The organism is Terrabacter terrae (assembly GCF_039529575.1).
In the GTDB taxonomy this organism is placed as follows: domain Bacteria; phylum Actinomycetota; class Actinomycetes; order Actinomycetales; family Dermatophilaceae; genus Terrabacter; species Terrabacter terrae.
Genome location: NZ_BAAANB010000001.1, coordinates 649,809 through 667,446, shown reverse-complemented (window position 1 = coordinate 667,446; position 17,638 = coordinate 649,809). Strand labels below are relative to the sequence as shown.

Annotated in this window: 17 protein-coding genes and 1 tRNA gene; 10 read left to right on the top strand and 8 right to left on the bottom strand. The window is 71.0% G+C overall.

What is annotated here, in order from left to right; genetic code table 11:
• Positions 1 to 222 precede the first annotated feature (222 nt).
• Both ABD194_RS03095 and ABD194_RS03090 read right to left on the bottom strand, forming a co-directional pair.
• Entirely contained in the window at positions 223 to 984 is a 762-nt protein-coding gene (locus tag ABD194_RS03095; protein ID WP_343987336.1) for a GAF domain-containing protein, read from the bottom strand.
• Between the two features lie 128 nt (positions 985 to 1,112).
• On the bottom strand, positions 1,113 to 1,847 hold the full coding sequence (locus tag ABD194_RS03090; protein ID WP_343987332.1) for an ANTAR domain-containing protein: 735 nt from the start codon (positions 1,845 to 1,847) through the stop codon (positions 1,113 to 1,115).
• A 208-nt stretch (positions 1,848 to 2,055) separates the two neighbouring features.
• Here ABD194_RS03090 and ABD194_RS03085 point away from each other — a divergent pair, with 208 nt between their 5' ends.
• The 6 genes from ABD194_RS03085 to ABD194_RS03060 all read left to right on the top strand — a co-directional run bounded on the left by ABD194_RS03085 (position 2,056) and on the right by ABD194_RS03060 (position 5,827).
• A complete protein-coding gene (locus ABD194_RS03085) occupies positions 2,056 to 2,757 on the top strand; it encodes a GAF and ANTAR domain-containing protein (protein ID WP_343987329.1) in 702 nt (233 codons plus the stop codon).
• A 118-nt stretch (positions 2,758 to 2,875) separates the two neighbouring features.
• Entirely contained in the window at positions 2,876 to 3,592 is a 717-nt protein-coding gene (locus tag ABD194_RS03080; RefSeq protein ID WP_343987326.1) for a GAF and ANTAR domain-containing protein, read from the top strand.
• Positions 3,589 to 4,293 (top strand): ANTAR domain-containing protein, encoded by a 705-nt coding sequence (locus ABD194_RS03075; protein WP_343987323.1) that lies wholly within the window; start codon positions 3,589 to 3,591, stop codon positions 4,291 to 4,293. Before ABD194_RS03080 ends, ABD194_RS03075 begins: the two co-directional genes overlap by 4 nt.
• Before the next feature lie 153 nt (positions 4,294 to 4,446).
• Positions 4,447 to 4,635 carry a hypothetical protein gene (locus ABD194_RS03070; protein ID WP_343987320.1) on the top strand — a complete coding sequence of 63 codons (189 nt, stop codon included), beginning with the start codon at positions 4,447 to 4,449 and terminating at the stop codon, positions 4,633 to 4,635.
• Between the two features lie 289 nt (positions 4,636 to 4,924).
• Positions 4,925 to 5,380, top strand: a complete 456-nt coding sequence (locus tag ABD194_RS03065; RefSeq protein ID WP_343987317.1) for a DUF5994 family protein — start codon at positions 4,925 to 4,927, stop codon at positions 5,378 to 5,380.
• A 144-nt stretch (positions 5,381 to 5,524) separates the two neighbouring features.
• Entirely contained in the window at positions 5,525 to 5,827 is a 303-nt protein-coding gene (locus tag ABD194_RS03060) for an ANTAR domain-containing protein (protein WP_343987314.1), read from the top strand.
• A 215-nt stretch (positions 5,828 to 6,042) separates the two neighbouring features.
• On the opposite strand, the gene ABD194_RS03055 is transcribed toward ABD194_RS03060, so the two are convergent.
• A tRNA-Ala gene (locus ABD194_RS03055) sits at positions 6,043 to 6,115 on the bottom strand.
• A 147-nt stretch (positions 6,116 to 6,262) separates the two neighbouring features.
• Between ABD194_RS03055 and ABD194_RS03050 the strand changes: the two genes are divergently transcribed.
• The 4 genes from ABD194_RS03050 (at position 6,263) to ABD194_RS03035 (ending at position 11,724) form a co-directional block, all read left to right on the top strand.
• Positions 6,263 to 7,102: a DUF72 domain-containing protein gene (locus ABD194_RS03050; RefSeq protein WP_343987311.1), complete on the top strand. Its 840-nt coding sequence runs from the start codon at positions 6,263 to 6,265 to the stop codon at positions 7,100 to 7,102.
• A 67-nt stretch (positions 7,103 to 7,169) separates the two neighbouring features.
• Positions 7,170 to 9,272, top strand: a complete 2,103-nt coding sequence (gene pta / locus ABD194_RS03045) for a phosphate acetyltransferase (protein ID WP_343987308.1) — start codon at positions 7,170 to 7,172, stop codon at positions 9,270 to 9,272.
• Positions 9,269 to 10,426, top strand: coding sequence for an acetate/propionate family kinase (locus tag ABD194_RS03040; RefSeq protein WP_343987305.1), 1,158 nt, complete (start codon positions 9,269 to 9,271; stop codon positions 10,424 to 10,426). The genes pta and ABD194_RS03040 overlap by 4 nt, the downstream gene beginning before the upstream one ends.
• 71 nt (positions 10,427 to 10,497) lie before the next feature.
• Positions 10,498 to 11,724: an AI-2E family transporter gene (locus tag ABD194_RS03035; protein WP_343987302.1), complete on the top strand. Its 1,227-nt coding sequence runs from the start codon at positions 10,498 to 10,500 to the stop codon at positions 11,722 to 11,724.
• A gap of 240 nt (positions 11,725 to 11,964) precedes the next feature.
• Here the strand turns inward: ABD194_RS03035 and ABD194_RS03030 are convergent, their stop codons facing one another.
• The 5 genes from ABD194_RS03030 to ABD194_RS03010 all read right to left on the bottom strand — a co-directional run bounded on the left by ABD194_RS03030 (position 11,965) and on the right by ABD194_RS03010 (position 17,596).
• Positions 11,965 to 13,164 (bottom strand): hypothetical protein, encoded by a 1,200-nt coding sequence (locus tag ABD194_RS03030; RefSeq protein WP_343987299.1) that lies wholly within the window; start codon positions 13,162 to 13,164, stop codon positions 11,965 to 11,967.
• A gap of 70 nt (positions 13,165 to 13,234) precedes the next feature.
• A complete protein-coding gene (locus tag ABD194_RS03025; RefSeq protein ID WP_343987296.1) occupies positions 13,235 to 13,873 on the bottom strand; it encodes a GNAT family N-acetyltransferase in 639 nt (212 codons plus the stop codon).
• A gap of 9 nt (positions 13,874 to 13,882) precedes the next feature.
• A complete protein-coding gene (locus ABD194_RS03020; RefSeq protein WP_343987292.1) occupies positions 13,883 to 14,437 on the bottom strand; it encodes a MogA/MoaB family molybdenum cofactor biosynthesis protein in 555 nt (184 codons plus the stop codon).
• On the bottom strand, positions 14,430 to 14,855 hold the full coding sequence (gene moaC, locus ABD194_RS03015; protein ID WP_425579943.1) for a cyclic pyranopterin monophosphate synthase MoaC: 426 nt from the start codon (positions 14,853 to 14,855) through the stop codon (positions 14,430 to 14,432). Before moaC ends, ABD194_RS03020 begins: the two co-directional genes overlap by 8 nt.
• A gap of 98 nt (positions 14,856 to 14,953) precedes the next feature.
• Positions 14,954 to 17,596, bottom strand: a complete 2,643-nt coding sequence (locus tag ABD194_RS03010) for a UTP--glucose-1-phosphate uridylyltransferase (protein WP_343987284.1) — start codon at positions 17,594 to 17,596, stop codon at positions 14,954 to 14,956.
• Positions 17,597 to 17,638 lie beyond the last annotated feature (42 nt).

Below are 17,638 nucleotides of genomic sequence, written 5' to 3'. Positions count from 1 at the left end.
CTGTTCGAGCACGCTACGGGCTCGTGGGCGTCCAGCACGAGGGCGAGCGCGGCGGTGCTCCTTGGTCGGAGGAGCCGAGGTGGAGGCCCACACCGTGTGCTGACCCTCGATGATCCGGCCGTCGGAGAGGGCCGCCGCCCGGCCGGGGAAGCTCACAGCGGTCAGGCCGTCGCCCACGGTGCGGGCCCGCCACGTTCCCCTCTGCTTCTTCGAGCACCCGGCTCAGTCGAACGACTGGTTGCTCTGTTGCTCGTTCGCCGTGGAGGGGTCGTCAGTTGCGGCGAGGGGCTCATCGAGGTGCTCCTGGATCACGGCTCGGGCCAGTGTGACGGGCTGGATTCCGGCCTGAGCGGCTGCGTGCTCCAAGTCGGCTCGAGCCTCGTCCGGGGGGATGGCCTTTGCTGCGACGAGGACACCGACTGCCAGGTCGACCGTGTGCAAGTCGTGCAGACGGCCCGGCGCCTTCGCGGCCTCGAGGCGGGTGGTGAATCCCAGGTCGGCATTGGCGATCGCCCCCGGTGCCCACGCCCCGAACAGCTCCGCCAGCTTCTCTTCGCGGCCCTCGAACGCGTGGGCTGTGCTGCCGTAGAGGTTGACCCCGCCGATGACCGCGTCCCCGTTCAGGACCGGCATGGAGAGCGTACTCATGATGCCGTGTGCCGCCGCGGCCTGGGCGAAGAACTGCCACCGCCCTTCGTCGAGCAGACCCACGTTCTCCACCTGCACGGTCTGGGCGTCGTGGGCCGCCTGAACGCAGGGCCCACCGTCCAGGTACTGCACGGCGTCCAGCACGGCCAGCTCGACGTGGGTGACGACGTAGGTCAGGGTCACTCCGTGGCTGACGACGGCGACGCTGAACCCCACGACCTCAGGCGCTACCTGCTGGACCTGTTCGGCGGTCCGGTCGAGCTCCTCGGACAGGCCTTCCTCGCCGTACTCGGCCAGGGACGCCAGGACCCGGCGGGTCTCAGGGAGTGGTTCCACCCATGCCTCCTACCCCCCCCCCGGCCGCTCGCCACACGCGAAGGCGGACTTGCGAGCACCTGCGGGGCTGACCGCGGCGGAGGGGTTCCAGTCCTCGGGACATGCCTGGTGGCCAGAGACCCGACCATTCAGCTGCGGCGGCGGGGAGTGATGTCGATGGTGCCGGTGTCGATGACGTCCAGGGCGACTTCGTTGAGCTTGCGGTTGGTGTTCTGGCTCGCGATCCGGAGCAGGTCGAAGGCCTGCTCCCGTGTCAGCTTGTGCTGAGCCATCAGCACACCGACGGCGGTTCCGATGTCACGGTTGGAGGCAAGGGCGCGCTCCAGGTTGTGGGCTCGGTTGCGCAGCTGGGCGGCGGCGACGGCCTGCGCTGCATGGGTCACGAGTAGCAGCCCTTCGGCCAGGTCGCGGTCGTCGAATGCGCTGGCCTTCTCGGCGTAGATGTTCAGCCCGCCGATGATGCCGGCGGCCTCGAGGTGCATCCGGTACGAGAGCATGCTGCGCAGGCCCAGCTCCGCCACGACGCGACGGCCGTACTCGGGCCAGCGCTCGTCGACAGCAAGGTCCTTCGGCTGGTAGACGGCATCGTCGACGATCGCGTCGATGCACGGCCCCGAGCCCAGCTCGTACTGGATGGCGTCCGCCCGGCGGGCGACCTCGTCGGTGGACGCAGCGGTCATGAACCCGTCGTGCGTTCGCGTGGTGATGCTGGCGGCGTACGCCGTGGGCACGCGCTCGACGGCAAGCATGGTGACCGCCTGGAAAGGGTTCGCCTCGGTCGACTTCGAGAGCTCGTTCCCCAGACGCTGGAAGTCCTGCGCCACCCCTCGCAGGTCCTCGGCCACCCGCCGATCCCTGGTCATGTCTTCCATCGTTGCTCCCTCTTGGCTGGAACGCCGCGACGCCGGACGACGCGTGACGGAGACGCCGCTGCGGGGCTGATGACGGTCAGGCATGGGCAAGCCGAGCCGAGCGGTACCGCCCACCCTACGCTCCGGCTGAAGTACCGAGTCCTCGTCCGCGAGCCCGGTCGGCTGAGGCTGATGGGGCGCTTGTGGGTAGGACGAAGGCGTGGAACCTGTTCCCGAGACCCAGCTCGCCCTGCAGATGCTCGGGCCTGACGATGGCGGTCTGGCGCAGGAGATGCGACGGGCGGCCGGCGACTTGACGCTCGCTGCACCGACGGCCATGGGGTTCAGTCTTGGCGTCGTGGCCGATGGCGTCACCCTGACCTACCTGTCCTCGCAGCCGGCGGTCCGGCTGCTCGACGCCGTCCAGTACCTCAGCGGTGGACCCTGCGAGGACGCCGCGAACAAGGGCGAGCCGCTGGAGTTCGGTCAGGACGACCCGCTCGACGAACAGTCGTGGGAGCTCTTCGCGCAGGCCGGCGCCGCCCGGGGGGTCCGCAGCACGTTGTCGCTGCCGATCCTGCGGGCTGGGACCGTCATCGCCGGCGTCAACGTGTACGGAAGTGAGCAGGACACCTTCCGCGGACGCCACGAAGCCGTGGCCAACGTCTTCGGCGCCTGGACTCCCGGGGCCGTAGCGAACGCGGACCTGTCCTTCAGCACCCGACTCGAGGCCGCCAAGGCTCCCGGCCGGATCGCAGACCTCAACCTGGTCGAGATGGCGGTCGGGGTGTTCGTCGCGCGCTACGCCGTTCCCTCCGACCAAGCTCGAGAGAGGCTCGTCAGCTCCGCGGCACGAGCCGGCGTCTCGGTCAAGGCGCTGGCACGGCTCATCATCGACGAGCTGGAGCAGCGCGGGCCCTGACGCCAGAACCACTCGGTTCGCGGGAGCGCCCGAGTCGCGACCTTCCGCGGGTGGAGTCCCGCAACGCGTAGTCTGAGTGGTAGACGTCACGGAGGCGCCCGGTGAGCGAGGAGGCCTCATGGACGACAGGACCAGTGTTCTCTCGGGTCTGGCTCAGGCCATGGCGCGCCAGTCCCGGAAAGATCCGCTGTCCCACCGCCTGTGCCGGTCGGCGACCCTCGTGCTCGGGGCCGACGGTGGAGCCATCACCATCGCCTACACCAGTGAAGACCGGGTGACGCTCTGCGTGACGGACGGCCGTGCGGCGCGGCTCGAGGACCTGCAGGACGTCCTGGGCGAGGGCCCCGGCCACACCGCCTACCGCACCGGCACGCAAGTGCGTGCCATCGTCGGTGCGGGGGACGCGCGCTGGCCCCAGTTCGACGCCTCGGCGTCCAAGGCATTCGGCAAGATCGGCGTACACGCCATCCCGATCCGCCCGGACCACCGGACACTCGGGGTTCTCACCTGCCACCTGCCCCCCGCGAACGAGCTTCTCCTCAACCCACGCACAGTTCAGTTCCTGGCTGACGCCGTGGGAGTGGCGCTGCTGCGCGACCCGGAGGCTGAGGCGATCGAGACCGGCGAGGCCCGAAGCCCGTGGTCGAGCAGGTCCCGCATCCACCAAGCCACCGGCATGGTCGTCGCCCAGCTGGGCATCGACACCGCCGACGCCCTGGTCCTGCTGCGCGCGCACGCCTTCGCGCAGGGCGCTACTCTCGACGACATCGCCACCGCCGTGATCGGCCGAGTGCTCGACTTCAGCGCCATCGACAACGGGAGCGCCGGCTCATGAGTACAACCTCCGCTCGCGCCTTCGCCAAGGTCGCCTCCGCCCTGGTCAGCAACGAGGTCGACGTCGTGACCGTCCTCGCAGATTTGATGGCCGACTCCTGCGAGACCCTCGACGCGAGCGCCGCCGGCCTGCTGATGAACAGCCAGACGCCGGAGCCGGAGATCCTGTCTGCCACCACCCACTCGGTCCACGAGCTGGAGCTCTACCAGCTGCAGTCCGGGGAAGGTCCCTGCGTCGACGCGGTCCGGACCATGGCGCGGGTCAGCGCTTGGAGCCACGCCGAGATCGAGCACCGGTGGGGCGAGGTTGGTGTAGCCATCACGCGGGCGGGCTATTCCGCCGTGTCGGCCTATCCGCTGCGCTGGCGCTCGACGTGCCTCGGGGCCCTCAACGTCTTCTGGGCCCGCGTCCCCGAGGTGCAGGCCGAGGCCGACGCCCTCGGCCAGAGCCTCGCCGACATCGCCACGATCGTGGTCCTGCATCCCGAGCACCTGAGCACCGAGGACATCACCCGCAGGACCCGCGATGCCCTGAACGGCCGCACGGTCATCGAGCATGCCAAGGGCGTCCTCGCCTACCTCAACAGCGTCCCCCCTGACATGGCCTACGCCCAGTTGCGTGCTCGGGCCAGCAACGAGGGGCGGAGCCTCACGGCGACCGCCGCACTGGTCGTGGCAGAGGCCTCTCGGCGCCGCCTGTAAGAGCCGTCCTGGGCTCCGAGGGAGCGTTGGAGTTTTGTGGGCTTCCCCGATGACCGTCGCGTGGAGGCTCGCTCATGGGACGGCGCATGCGGCGGGACCATACTGAAGGGACGAGGCGAGCGGCCCCCCTCAGCTGATCGGAGACTTCAGGTCATGACCAGGAACTCGGGCTCCGACCCGGAAGCGGATCCTCCTCCGGAGTGGGCTCTGGCGCAGGCGATGAATGATCGAGAAGACGACGACATCGCTGAGCGGGACGCGCGCGCGTGGAGCCTCGTCCGCGATTTCGAGGACGAGCGGCACGATGAGGATGACGACCCCGATGAAGGTGGAGAAGGGTGACGTACCGCGGCGCCGGCCGGTTCAATGGTGGCCCCGGGCGGCAGCCGCCGAGGAGCCGTCCAGGGTGTAGCTCGCTCCGGCCTTGAGTTGATGCAGCGGGGCCAAGCCGTCGGCAGCCAGATCAGCAGTCGCAGGCGTACCCTGACGGGGAGACGTGATCACCCGCTAGGGGCTATGGCGTCGGTAGATGGCAGAGGGCCCCGATCCTGGCGCGGTGTCGGCCCCCCAGGTAGGAAGTGACGAAGGAGCCGTGGTCCATCAGTCACAACGTGCCTCCTGAGGAGCCCCTGTGAGCGCCATTTCAAGCAACCCGCCGACCCGCATCCCCCTGTCGGAGCGCGCGCCCCTCGCCGGTGCCGCTCAAAGCGCCGACACGACCGCGACGACCGGGCCCGCGAGCCGCATCATGTTGTCCCCACGTCAGGGCCTCGAGGCCTCTGATGGGTTGTGGTGGCCGCGCACGCGCGAGCTCAGATCGGAAGTGCCGCCGCTCGACGTGGCGATTCACAAGCTGACGCGTGCCAGAATCGCCCGGATCGCCTACGAACGAAATCGGTGGAGCGACGCGCCGAACAGGCTCCGCACGCCTCTGGGCATGACCCATCTCGGCTGGTTCGAGCACAGTCGTTACCCCGACCACGTCGTCCTCTCCCTGAGCAGCTACCAGCAGCTGGTTCTCGTGGTGTTACCGCCGGACACCGACGGGGACATCGCCCTCAGCATGCTGGAGTTGGCCGGAACCTGAACGAGGCCGAAGCGCCTCGACCTGGAGGAGGCATGAGTCAACTCTGAAAGGCAACCCTGCGGGCACTCCCCCCACACAAGAGTTCGGCGAACGGTGCGCGAGTAGCGTCCGAGGGCAATCGCCCGCACTCCGCAACGGTGAGAGGTGCTCGGTCCCACCATCGAACGCCTGGCGCCTCGTCATCAGCGGCCGTCTCGCGGGAAGGTATTGATGGACCTGCAAGATGCTCGACAAGAAGGGTACGACCTCGTCTGTCTGGCCACCGGAGTCCTGATGCAGCACGGCAGCTCCGAACCAGATGAGGCATTCGACGAGCTTCTCAACCTTGCCATCGGGCGTGGGGAGAGGCTCGAAGTCACCGCGTATCTCGTCGTCAGAAGCGCCGAGCTGGGACACCAGCTCGCGGTCGACGATGCCGCGAGCGGCGATGAGGCGAAAGGCGTCTGATCCCGAGCGCTGGCTTGGATGTCCGGCGCCTTCGCGACTCCGATCCGGGCCCGACGTGCCGGTGCGCGGACCGGCGCCGATCTGGTCGGCCTCGCAGGCTCGATGTGAGTCCGGGGAAGACCGGGGGGACACGTCGGCAGGAGAGCGGCGGATGACAAAGCGAGAACCCCGCCCCTCCCGCGTGTTACCGCAGGTGGGACGGGGTTACTCATCGGTGGAGCTGAGGGGATTCGAACCCCTGACCTTCTCATTGCGAACGAGACGCGCTACCAACTGCGCCACAGCCCCAAGGTGCGAAGGAACGATAACACCACGCCGACCGGCATACCCAATCGGCCGACGGCCCCGAGAACGCGGGGGATCGTCGGCGCCCTGTGCTGGCAAACCACCGCGGTACGGCCAGCGCGCAGGCACTCTGTCGGGTAAGGGTTGGGCATGCCTCACGCACGGATCGGCGTCTCCGGGTGGCGCTACGCGTCGTGGCGCGGCGACTTCTACCCCAAGGGCCTGCCGCAGCGGCTCGAGCTGACGTATGCCGCTGAGCGCATGACGTCCATCGAGATCAACGGCTCGTTCTACTCCCTCCAACGTCCGAGCTCGTATGCCGCGTGGCGGGCTGCCGTGCCCGCCGACGTCAACTTCGCGGTCAAGGGTGGACGCTTCATCACCCACATGAAGGCGCTGCGCGACGTCGAGACCCCGCTGGCCAACTTCTTCGCGAGCGGGGTCCTCGCGCTCGGCCCCCAGCTCGGCCCGGTGCTGTGGCAGCTGCCGGCCCGCATCGAGTTCGACCCGAACCGCGTCCGGAGCTTCCTCCAGCTGCTGCCACGCTCGACGGGCGAGGCCGCGCGGCTGGCCGAGAAGCACGACGACAAGCTCAAGGAGGACCGCATCCTGACGACGTGCGAGGTCGACGTCCCGATGCGGCACGCCCTCGAGCCGCGTCACGACAGCTTCGACACCGAGGAGGCCCGGGCGCTCTGCGCTGAGTACGGCGTCGCCATGGTCATCGCCGACAGCGCAGGCACGTGGCCGGTCATGGACGACGCGACGAGCGACTTCCGCTACGTGCGGCTGCACGGCGAGACCGAGCTCTACGCCAGCGGCTACACGGACGAGTCCCTCGACCGGTGGGCGCGAACCTGCCACCACTGGATGGAGCAGGGGCACGACGTCCACGTCTACTTCGACAACGACGCCAAGGGGCACGCGCCGCACGACGCGGTGCGCCTCCTCCAGCGCCTCGGGGTGCCCGCGACCGCCTCGCAGCAGTGACGCACGTCGCGAGGGCGACCGACCGTGTCACCCGGCCCCGCACCGGGGCGCCCGATAGGTTCGGGTTGTGAGCCGAAGCGTCTACGTCGCCTCCCCGGAGGGCCTCACCGGCAAGTCCGCGGTCGCCCTGGGCCTGCTCGACGCCCTGATCCGCGAGGTCGGGTCGGTCGGGGTCTTCCGCCCCCTGACCACCTTGGGCGGCAGCGGCCCGGACGACGAGGTCGACCACATCGTCGAGATGCTCGTCAGCCAACCGGGAGTCGACCAGACCTACGACGAGGCTCTCGGCGTCACCTACGCCGAGGCCCACGACGACCTCGACGAGGCCCTGCACCGGATCGTCGAGCGCTTCGGCGCCCTGAGCGCCCGCTTCGAGGTCGTGCTGGTCCTCGGCTCGGATTACACCGACGTGTCGACGGGCACGGAGCTGTCGTTCAACGCGCGGATCGCGGCCAACCTCGGCTCGGCGGTCGTCCTGGTCGTCCACGGCCGCGACCGCACGCCCGAGCAGATCCGGGTCGCCGCCGACGGCGCCGTCGCCGAGCTGCGCGCGCACCACGCCCAGACCGTCGCCGTCATCGCCAACCGCGTGCATCCGGCCGCCCTCGACGCGGCGCGCAAGGCGCTTCAGGACCTCCCCTTCCCCGTCACCGCTGCCATCCCGGAGAACCCGCTGCTCTCGGCGCCGAGCTTCCGGGCCCTGGCCGACCACATCGGGGCGCAGCTCGTCCTCGGCACCGAGTCGTGGATGGACCGCGACAGCCTGGGGCTCATCGTCGCGGCGATGAGCCTGCCCAACGTCCTCGCGCGCCTCACGCCGGACGTCACCGTCATCGCGCCGAGCGACCGGACCGACCTGATCCCCGGCCTCATGCTGGCCCACCAGTCGGGCACCTTCCCGACCCTGGCGGGGATCATCCTGACGGGCGGCTACCCCATCCCCGAGACGATCGCGCGCCTGTCGGCCGGCGTGCAGCAGGACCTGCCGATCGCCCTGACCGACGACGGCACCTTCCGCACCGCGGAGCGGCTCATGCAGGTGCGCGGCCCGATGACGAAGGGCTCTCGCAACAAGATCGAGACGGCACGGCGCCTCTTCTCCGAGAGCGTCGACCAGACCGAGCTGCTCACGGCGATCGACGTGTCGGCCTCCGAGGTGCGCACCCCGCTGATGTTCGAGTTCCAGTTGATGGAGCGTGCCCGCTCCGACCGCCGGCACATCGTGCTTCCCGAGAGCCAGGACGACCGGATCCTCGAAGCGGCCGACGTGCTGCTGCGCCGTGGCGTCGCCGACCTGACCCTCCTCGGCGAGGAGACCAAGGTCCGCGCCCGCGGCTCGGCCCTCGGGCTCGACCTCGACGCTGCCAGCGTCGTGTCCCCCACCGACCCCGAGCTCGTCGAGCGCTTCGCGCAGGAGTACGCCACCGCGCGGGCCCACAAGGGGATGACCGTCGAGCGCGCCCGCGAGGTCGTCACCGACATGTCGTACTTCGGCACGATGATGGTCCACCTCGGCCTGGCCGACGGCATGGTCTCCGGTGCGGTCCACACGACGGCCCACACCATCCGCCCGGCCCTCGAGTTCGTGAAGACGGCCGAGGGGGTCGAGACGGTGTCGAGCGTCTTCCTCATGTGCCTGGCCGATCGGGTGCTCGTCTACGGCGACTGCGCCGTCATCCCCGACCCCACGGCGGAGCAGCTGGCCGACATCGCGATCTCCTCGGCGCAGACGGCCCAGCAGTTCGGGGTCGCGCCCCGCGTGGCCATGCTGTCCTACTCGACCGGGTCGAGCGGTTCCGGGGCCGAGGTCGAGAAGGTCCGTGCCGCTACGCAGCTCGTCGCCGAGCGCGTTCCGGAGCTGGCGCTGGCCGGACCCATCCAGTACGACGCCGCCATCGACCCGGTCGTCGGCCGGGCCAAGATGCCCGACTCCGACGTCGCCGGCCACGCCACGGTCTTCGTCTTCCCCGACCTCAACACGGGCAACAACACGTACAAGGCGGTCCAGCGCAGCGCGCACGCCGTGGCCATCGGCCCGGTGCTCCAGGGCCTGCGCAAGCCGGTCAACGACCTCTCGCGCGGGGCCCTCGTCGACGACATCGTCAACACCGTCGCCATCACCGCCGTGCAGGCCCAGACCACGCCGAGACAGCAGGGAGAGCAGCCGTGAGCGAGGCCGCATGGGAGCGTCCCGTCCTGGTCCTCAACGCGGGGTCGTCGTCGCTGAAGTACCAGCTCGTCGTCCCCGAGACGGGCGAGGTCCGCTCCCGCGGGCTCGTCGAACGCATCGGCGAGACCGGGAGCGAGGTGGCCGACCACTCCGTCGCGCTCCAGCAGGTGGCCGAACGCCTGCGGACCGAGGGGATCGACCTCGACGCGTTCTCGCTGCGCGCCGTCGGCCACCGGGTGGTCCACGGCGGCCCGGACTTCTCCGAGCCGGTGGTCATCGACGACGAGGTGCTGGACCGCATCCGCGAGCTGAGCGCCCTTGCGCCCCTGCACAACCCAGCCGCCGCGATCGGCATCGAGGCAGCCCGCAAGCGCTTCGCCGTGCCGCACGTCGCGGTCTTCGACACCGCCTTCTTCTCGTCCCTCCCGCCCGAGGCGTCGACGTATGCCGTGCCGCGCGACCTCGCCGCGAAGCACGCGATCCGCCGCTACGGCTTCCACGGCACCTCCCACCAGTACGTCGCCCAGGCGACCGCCGACCTGCTCGGGCGGCCGGTCGAGGACCTGCGCCAGGTCGTGCTCCACCTCGGCAACGGCTGCTCGGCCTCGGCGGTCCGAGGAGGACGCGCCGTCGACACGTCCATGGGGCTCACACCCCTCGAGGGACTCGTCATGGGCACCCGCTCCGGCGACGTCGACCCCGGGCTGCACGCGTACCTGGGCCGTGAGGCGGGCCTCTCGCTCGAGGAGATCGACACGCTGCTCAACAAGCAGTCCGGTGTGCTCGGGCTCAGCGGTGTCAACGACTTCCGGGAGCTCGAGCACCGACTGGCGACCGGCGACCCCGACGCCCGGCTCGCCTTCGACGTCGTCGTCCACCGGCTCAAGCACTACGTCGGCGCCTACCTCGCGATCCTCGGTGGCATCGACGCGCTCGTCTTCACCGCAGGCGTCGGCGAGAACAGCATCTCGGTGCGGGCTGCTGTCACCGACGGGCTCGAAGGGCTCGGCATCGAGGTCGACCGCGCGCGGAACGCCGCCCGCTCCACTCAGGCACGGGTCATCTCACCCGCTGGAGCCACGGTCGCCGTCGCCGTCGTGCCGACCAACGAGGAGCTCGCGATCGCCCGCCAGACGGCCGAGATCGTGCGCTGAGGGGCTGGGCTCGGCCCGGACCGGCGGCGGTGCTCCCCGCACGAGCGAGCCCCGCAGCATACGGTGGGACGGTGACTCACAACCCTGGCGACCGCTCCGGCGCGCTGTCCGAGGCGACCGCGCCCCTCCCTCGTCCTGCCGACGACGGTGCAACCACCGGCACCGGTCTGCGATCCGCTGACGACGAGCTCCCCGGTGTGCAGGCCGCCGCCGTGCCACCCGGCATCCGCGTCGCCGCCGACTGGGCCTGGCGCCTGCTGCTCATCGGCGCCTTCGTCTACCTCGCCTCCATGGCCCTGCGCACGGTGTCCGAGATCATCGTCCCCGTCGCCATCGCGCTGCTGCTCACGGCGCTGTTGCGGCCGGTCGCCACCTGGCTGCAGCACCGGATGAAGCCGGGGGCCGCGGCCGGCCTCACGCTGGTCGGCACGATCATCCTCGTCGGCGCCCTCTTCACGATGGTGGGGTCGCAGTTCAGCAGCGGCTTCTCCGACCTCACGGGGCAGGTCGCGACGGGTCTCGAGACGGTGCGCGACTGGGTGCGCACGACCTTCCGCATCACCGACGCGCAGTTCAACAACTACTTCGACACCATCCGCCAGCAGGTGAGCAGCTCGGGCAACCTCGGCGACACCGCCACGTCCGTCGGCCTGACGGCGACCCACTTCCTCGCCGGCCTCTTCATCGCGCTCTTCTCGCTCTTCTTCTTCCTCTACGAGGGCCCGCGCATCTGGTCGTGGGTCGTCGGCCTCTTTCCGCGCGCCACGCGGTCGCGGGTCGACTCCTCGGGGGTCATCGCGTGGCACCAGATGTCGGCGTTCGTGCGGGCGACGATGATCGTGGCGCTGGTCGACGCCGTGGGCATCGGCGTGGGCGCCGCGATCCTCAAGGTGCCCTTCGCCTTCGCCATCGGCATCCTCGTGTTCATCTTCGCGTTCATCCCGATCGTCGGTGCACTGCTCTCCGGCGCGGTGGCCGTGCTCCTGGCGCTGGTATCGCACGGCCCCGGCATCGCCCTGATCATGCTCGCGGTCGTCATCGGCGTGCAGCAGCTCGAGGCGCACGTCCTGCAGCCGTTCCTGCTCGGCAAGGCCGTCAGCGTGCACCCGCTCGCCGTCATCCTCGCCATCGCCGCCGGGTCGATCATCGCGGGCATCGTCGGCGCGCTCGTCGCCGTCCCGTTCGCGGCCGTCATCAACGCCGTCGGCAAGCACCTCTTCGGCGACGAGACGCAGCAGGAGCTCGACCGCGAGATGCACGAGTCGGCCGACGACGGAGGCGCCCCCGCGAACGCCTGACCGCAGCTGCGGTCATCCTGCGTGCGCGCGTCGCCGCGGTGGCCGGGAGCCTCTGGGCTGGCTGCTACGGCGGGGAGGGTGGTCTCCGCCTTGGACACTGCTCCGCTTCGGGGAGCACTATCCGATGGGCGGGGCTGCCGTACAGACCGGGCGGCGGCTCGGACACTGCTCCGTTTCCGGGAGCAGCTTCCGATGGGCGAGCTGCCGCACGGCAGGCTCGCCCGGGCGCCGCTCCCGCTCCTACTGGGAGACGGCGCGGCGGGCGAAGAGCGCGCGGTCGTCGAGCTCGTCGGCCTCCTCCGCGAACTCCGGGGTGTCGAAGACGTCAGCCGGGATGCCGCTGTCGGTCCAGCGCGGCTCGGCCTTGGCCTTGAGCGCGTAGGTCGGGCGCGGCACGGGCACCGGGCTCCAGCTGCCCTCGGGCAGCTGCTGGGCGGCCGGGGCAGGCACCGAGCCAGGAGCAGGCTCCGGAGCAGGCGCAGCGGCAGGCGTGGGAGCTGCCACCGGGACGCCCCGGGTGACGTGAGCCTGGACGTCGAAGACCCCCTTCTCGGCGCGTGCGGCGGCCTGGTGCGCGGCGTGCTGCGCCGCAGCGGCGTGGCGTGAGCCGTGGGAGACCGACACCGTCTCAGCCTCGACGGCGACGACGGTGCTGCGGATCACCTGGGTGTCCTCGCTGGACAGGACGGGCACGAGGACGCTGTCGTCGCGACGGCCACGGCCCTGACGGCGACGCCGGCGGGGTGCCTCGTCCTGCGCGTAGGACTCGGAGTACGACTCGGAGTAGGACTGCGTGTCGGCCCCGGACGTCGAGCGCAGCCGGTCGGCCTTCGCCTCGGCCCGCAGCCAGACGAGGACGGCGGCGACCGTCAGGACGGCGAAGGGCACCGACACCCACATGAGCACGTGGGTGAGCGTCAGCACGACCGACACCGGGAGCCACAGGAGCGCGAGGACGAGCAGGGCCGCCCGCAGCCGACGCTGGGCCACGGGCACCGGCGCCGGAGCTGACGCGGCCGACGCGCTGCCGGCGCGTCCTGTGCCCGCACGGCCGTTGGTCGAGCGTGCGGTCTGGGGCATGCGGTCCACCTCGGCGTAGGGGGCGATGTCGTGTCGGGCCAGGTCGTGCTCCACGTGCACGAGCGCCCGCCGCGCGACCAGGGGCGAGCTGCGGCGCGACGCGCCGGCCGGCACCGCTCGCTTCACGTCCACCGTGGGACGCGCGCCGCTCGCGGGCTTGACGGCATACGAGTGGGGACGCGGCGTGCTGAGCTGCGTGGTCGGCAGGGCCGGCCGCTTCTCGAGCACACGCATCGCCTCGGAGAAGCCCTCCATGGAGCGCGTGGCGGCCGCATCCTCTCGGCGGCGCGCCCAGTGCTGGATGAGATACGCGGCCCAGATCGCCACGATGACGACGAAGACAAGGCTGCTGACGGGCACGAGACCCACGGTAGGACGCCGCCGCGCGGCGGCCTCGCACATTCACGGTGTGTCGCGCAAGAGGCTGCTGTTACAGCTGTGACAGACGTGCCGTGAGGCTCGAACCGGCGAGGTCCTCGACCGTCACGGCGAAGGACCGGTGGTCGCGCCACTGCCCGTCGATGTGCAGGAAGCGGCGTCGGACTCCCTCGTCGCGCAGGCCGAGCCGCTCGGCGACCCGGAGGGAGGGAAGGTTGTCCAGGCGGATGTTGACCTCGACCCGGTGGAGCCCTCCGTGCCCGAGCGCGTGGTCCACGGCGAGCGCCACCGCCCGGGTGGCGATGCCCTGCCCGGTCATGGACTCGTCCAGCCAGTAGCCCGCAGCCGCGGACTGCTGGGCGGCACGGACGATGCCGAAGAGGTGCACCTGCCCGACGATGCGTCCGCCCACCTCGATGCACCACGGCAGCGCCCGGTCGGCCCTGGCCTCGGCGTCCAGGTCGCGGACGAACTGACGGAAGCTCACGGGCGCCCTGGCCGGCGCTCCCGGCGGCAGGGTCGGTTCCCACGGCTGGACGTGGTGGGCGTTGTCGCGGCGGACGCGCTGCCACTCCGACTCGTCCTGGACGCGCAGCGGCCGCAGCACGATCGCCGGCTCCGACGTGGCGTCGCGCAGGACGAGTGGCCACGTGGCGGACCCGTCGCGGTGGGGGCGCCAGGGCATCCTCATGCCGTCACGTCAGCGGCCGCTCGAGTCGTCGCTCGAGTTGCTGCTCGAGTCGTCACCCGTGTCATCACTCGGATGGTCGCTCCCGGGGACCTGGTCGAGGGCGTGGCCGAGGACCGGTTCGAGCACGTCGAGGGCGTCCGTGACGCCACCACGCGAGCCGGGCAGGTTGGCCACCAGCGTGCGGCCGGCCAGGCCGACGAGCCCGCGGGAGAGCATCGCGGTCGGCACTCCCTTGGCCACACCGGCCGCGCGGATCGCCTCGGCCACACCGGGGACGAGTCGGTCGACCAGCGGTGCGGTCTGCTCCGGCGTCACGTCGGTCGGGGTGAGGCCGGTGCCCCCGGTGGTCAGTACGAGGTCCGGCTCGCTGGCCAGCACCTCGCGCAGCGCCATGCCGAACTCGTCGCCGTCGGGGACGACGACGGGCGAGCCGACGTGGAAGCCCCACCCGCGGAGCCGCTCGACGATGACGGGGCCGGACCGGTCGGCGTACACGCCTGCCGCGGCCCTGGTCGAGACGGTCACCACGACGGCGCGGCGCCCCGCGCCGATGCTCTCACTCATGCCAGTCCCCCGACCGCCCGCCGGACTTGGCGGTGACCCGGACATCGGTGATGCGGCCGTGCTTGTCGACGGCCTTGACCATGTCGATGAGGGCGAGCGCGGCGACGGAGACGGCGGTGAGCGCCTCCATCTCGATGCCGGTGCGGTCGGCGGTGCGCACGGTGGCGGCGATGTCGGCGCCGTCGTCGGCGACCGTGACCTCCACCTCCACGCCGTGCACGGCGATGGGGTGTGCGAGCGGGATCAGCTCGGGCGTGCGCTTGACCGCCTGGATGCCGGCGATGCGCGCGACGGCCAGCGCGTCGCCCTTGGGCACCTGACCCGACCTGAGGGCTGCCACGGCCTGTGGGCTGAGGAGCACCCGCCCCGCGGCACTCGCCTCTCGCGCGGTGACGGCCTTGGCCGATACGTCGACCATGTGCGCACTGCCGTCCGCGCGGACGTGGGTCAGCGAGGGAGCCGGCTCCGCGGACTGGGCCGGCTCCCTGACGTCGGCGGGCTCCGTCGGGTCGCCCATCAGGCCTCCGGGTCGAGCAGCAGGACGTCCACGACCTCGCCGGCGACCAGCTCGGTCACGTCCTCGGGGACGACGAACAGGGCATTGGCCCGCGACAGGTCGGCGACGAAGTGCGAGCCCTGGCCGGCGACCGGCGCCGCCACGAGCGTGCCCTCGGCCGACCGCGAGACCACCGCGCGGCCGAACTGGCGCCGGCCGCCGAACGAGTCCACGCCCGAGATGAGGGTGGCGGGGCGCAGCCGGCGCTTCTCCGGGGTCAGCCGCATCAGGCGGCGCAGGGCCGGGCGCACGAAGACCTCGAACGACACGAACGACGAGACCGGGTTGCCGGGCAGGGCGAAGAGCGGCACCTGCCGGCCGCCGGGGCCGGTGAGCAGGCCGTAGCCCTGCGGCTTGCCCGGCTGCATGGCGACCTTGACGAAGTCGATCCCCTCGCCGCTCAGCGCTCCCTTCACGACGTCGTACGCGCCCATCGACACGCCGCCGCTCGTGATCACGACGTCGGCAGCGGCTGCGACCTCGTCGAGCACCGCGATGAGCTCCTCCTCGGAGTCGCCGACGACTCCCCGCACCTCGGCGGATGCCCCGGCGCCGACTGCGGCCGCCCAGAGCATGGAGGAGTTGGAGTCGTGGATCTGGCCGGGGCCCAACGGTTCTCCCGGGGCCACGAGCTCGGCACCGGTCGAGATGACGACGACGTGCGGCCGGCGGTGCACCTCGACCTCCGCGTGCCCGCAGGCGGCGAGGAGGGCCAGGGTCCGCGCGCCGACGACACTGCCCGCACCGACCACGACGGAGCCGGACGTGACGTCCTCGCCGCGTGGCCGGACGTAGCGGCCCGCCCGGACGGCGGTGCGGCACTCCACCTCCCCGGACGCGGCGCCGTCCGTGTCCTCGACGGCGATGACGGCGTCGGCGCCCTCGGGGATGGGTGCTCCCGTCATGATGCGGGCCGCCTCCCCCGGGCCGACCGAGAACGGCGGCTGCTGCCCCGCGGCGACCTCGCCGACGATCCGCAGCCGCAGCGGGGCCTCGGCGGCGCCGGCGAGCGACTCGGCGCGGACGGCATACCCGTCCATCGACGCGTTGTCGAAGTGCGGCAGGTTGATCTCGGCGCGCACGTCACGAGCCACCACGAGGCCGAGGGCCTCGGTGAGCGGCGTCCGCTGGGTGGGTGCCGGCTCGAGGGTCGACAGGATGGCCCTCAGGTGCTCGTCGACGGTGCGCACCTCGCCGGGCGCCGACACGGGCGGCACGGCGCCCGGGGGCAGCTCACCGAGCACCGCGTCGTCGAGGACACGCCGGTAGCCGTCGATGAGCACGTCACCGACGCAGCGGATGTTGCGGCCGAAGACGGGGTCGCCGATGACGCGCAGGCTCGTGCAGTCACGCATCGACGGCACGCCCTTGGGAAAGCGCTTCTCGAACCCGGACACGAAGCGGTAGGCCGAGTCGAGGTCGACGAAGGGCTCGGGGCCCTCGACCGCGGCGACGACGTGGTAGCTCTCGTCGAGGGAGAAGAAGTCGGACCGGATCACGAGCAGGTCGTTCGTCGTCTTGACCGGCCGGAAGCGGGTGCGCGGCACGAGGATCGCCTCGGAGCCCTCGAAGACCTCGATGGCGGTGCCCATCGCCGACTCGATCTGGATGACCTCGGGCGAGCTCGGGTCGGCCGGGTCGACGTTCTTGCGGTTGACGATGATCGGGAGCCCGAGCACGCCCTCCTTCTGCGTCATGCGCTCGCGCAGGACCTCGAGGTCGACCCACACGTTGTTGGCGTTGAAGGTGTTGTGGCGCTTGATGTCGCGGAAGAAGCGCTCCTCCCCCTCGGCCACCATGGCCGTGTCGCGCAGCACGATGCGGCCGTCCGCCTTGCGCACCGCGAGGTGGCCGCCCTTGCGGTCGCTCTTGGTCCGGGTGCACACCTCGGCGACGTAGGGCAGCCCGTGCTCGACCATCCAGGCGGCGACGTCAGGGTCGCACGTGGCACCGAGGTTGTCGGAGTTGGAGAGGAACGCGTAGCGGATCCCCTTCTCCAGCAGCGCATCCAGCACACCGGAGGTGACGAGCGAGACGTAGATGTCACCGTGTCCGGGCGGGCACCACTCGAGCCCGGGGTCCCGGGGCCACCGCACCGGCATCAGGCTGTCGGGGCACAGCTTCGGCTCGGCGTTCTGGATGAAGTCGAGCGGCAGCCCCTCGACCGGGAGGTCGGGGTACTTCTCGAGGATGGCGAGCGACTCCTCCGAGGTGCGGAAGGAGTTCATCAGCACGAGCGGCAGCTCGACGCCCCAGCGCTCGCGGAGGGCGAGCACCTGCAGCGCGATGATGTCGAGGAAGGTCAGGCCGTCCTTGACCTCGAGCGCGGACTTGGCGCCCGTCATGCCCATGCCGGTGCCGAGCCCGCCGTTGAGCTTGATGACGGCCGTCTTGGAGAGGGCGGCGCGCGCCTCCTCGTCGGAGACGTGGACCTCGCCCAGCGCCTGGATGTCGCCGAGGGGCTCGATGGAGTCCTCGGGGATCGTGCCGAGGGCTCCCGCCTGCAGCTGGTGGAAGTAGTGCTCGAAGACACGGATCGCCTCGGGGCCCAGTCCCCGTTCACGCATCAGCTCGACGGACGCGCGTAGCCCCTGGTCACTCATGGGCCTCACCTTACGATGGGCGGCGTGCGCATCCTGCCGGTC

Coding starts and splice junctions, on each gene's coding strand:
- ABD194_RS03020 (WP_343987292.1), bottom strand. CDS start 14,437: ATGAGTGAGAGCATCGGCGCGGGGCGCCGCGCCGTCGTGGTGACCGTC.
- ABD194_RS03090 (WP_343987332.1), bottom strand. CDS start 1,847: ATGACCAGGGATCGGCGGGTGGCCGAGGACCTGCGAGGGGTGGCGCAG.
- ABD194_RS03080 (WP_343987326.1), top strand. CDS start 2,876: ATGGACGACAGGACCAGTGTTCTCTCGGGTCTGGCTCAGGCCATGGCG.
- ABD194_RS03050 (WP_343987311.1), top strand. CDS start 6,263: ATGCCTCACGCACGGATCGGCGTCTCCGGGTGGCGCTACGCGTCGTGG.
- ABD194_RS03010 (WP_343987284.1), bottom strand. CDS start 17,596: ATGAGTGACCAGGGGCTACGCGCGTCCGTCGAGCTGATGCGTGAACGG.
- ABD194_RS03075 (WP_343987323.1), top strand. CDS start 3,589: ATGAGTACAACCTCCGCTCGCGCCTTCGCCAAGGTCGCCTCCGCCCTG.
- moaC (WP_425579943.1), bottom strand. CDS start 14,855: ATGGTCGACGTATCGGCCAAGGCCGTCACCGCGCGAGAGGCGAGTGCC.
- ABD194_RS03025 (WP_343987296.1), bottom strand. CDS start 13,873: ATGAGGATGCCCTGGCGCCCCCACCGCGACGGGTCCGCCACGTGGCCA.
- ABD194_RS03070 (WP_343987320.1), top strand. CDS start 4,447: ATGACCAGGAACTCGGGCTCCGACCCGGAAGCGGATCCTCCTCCGGAG.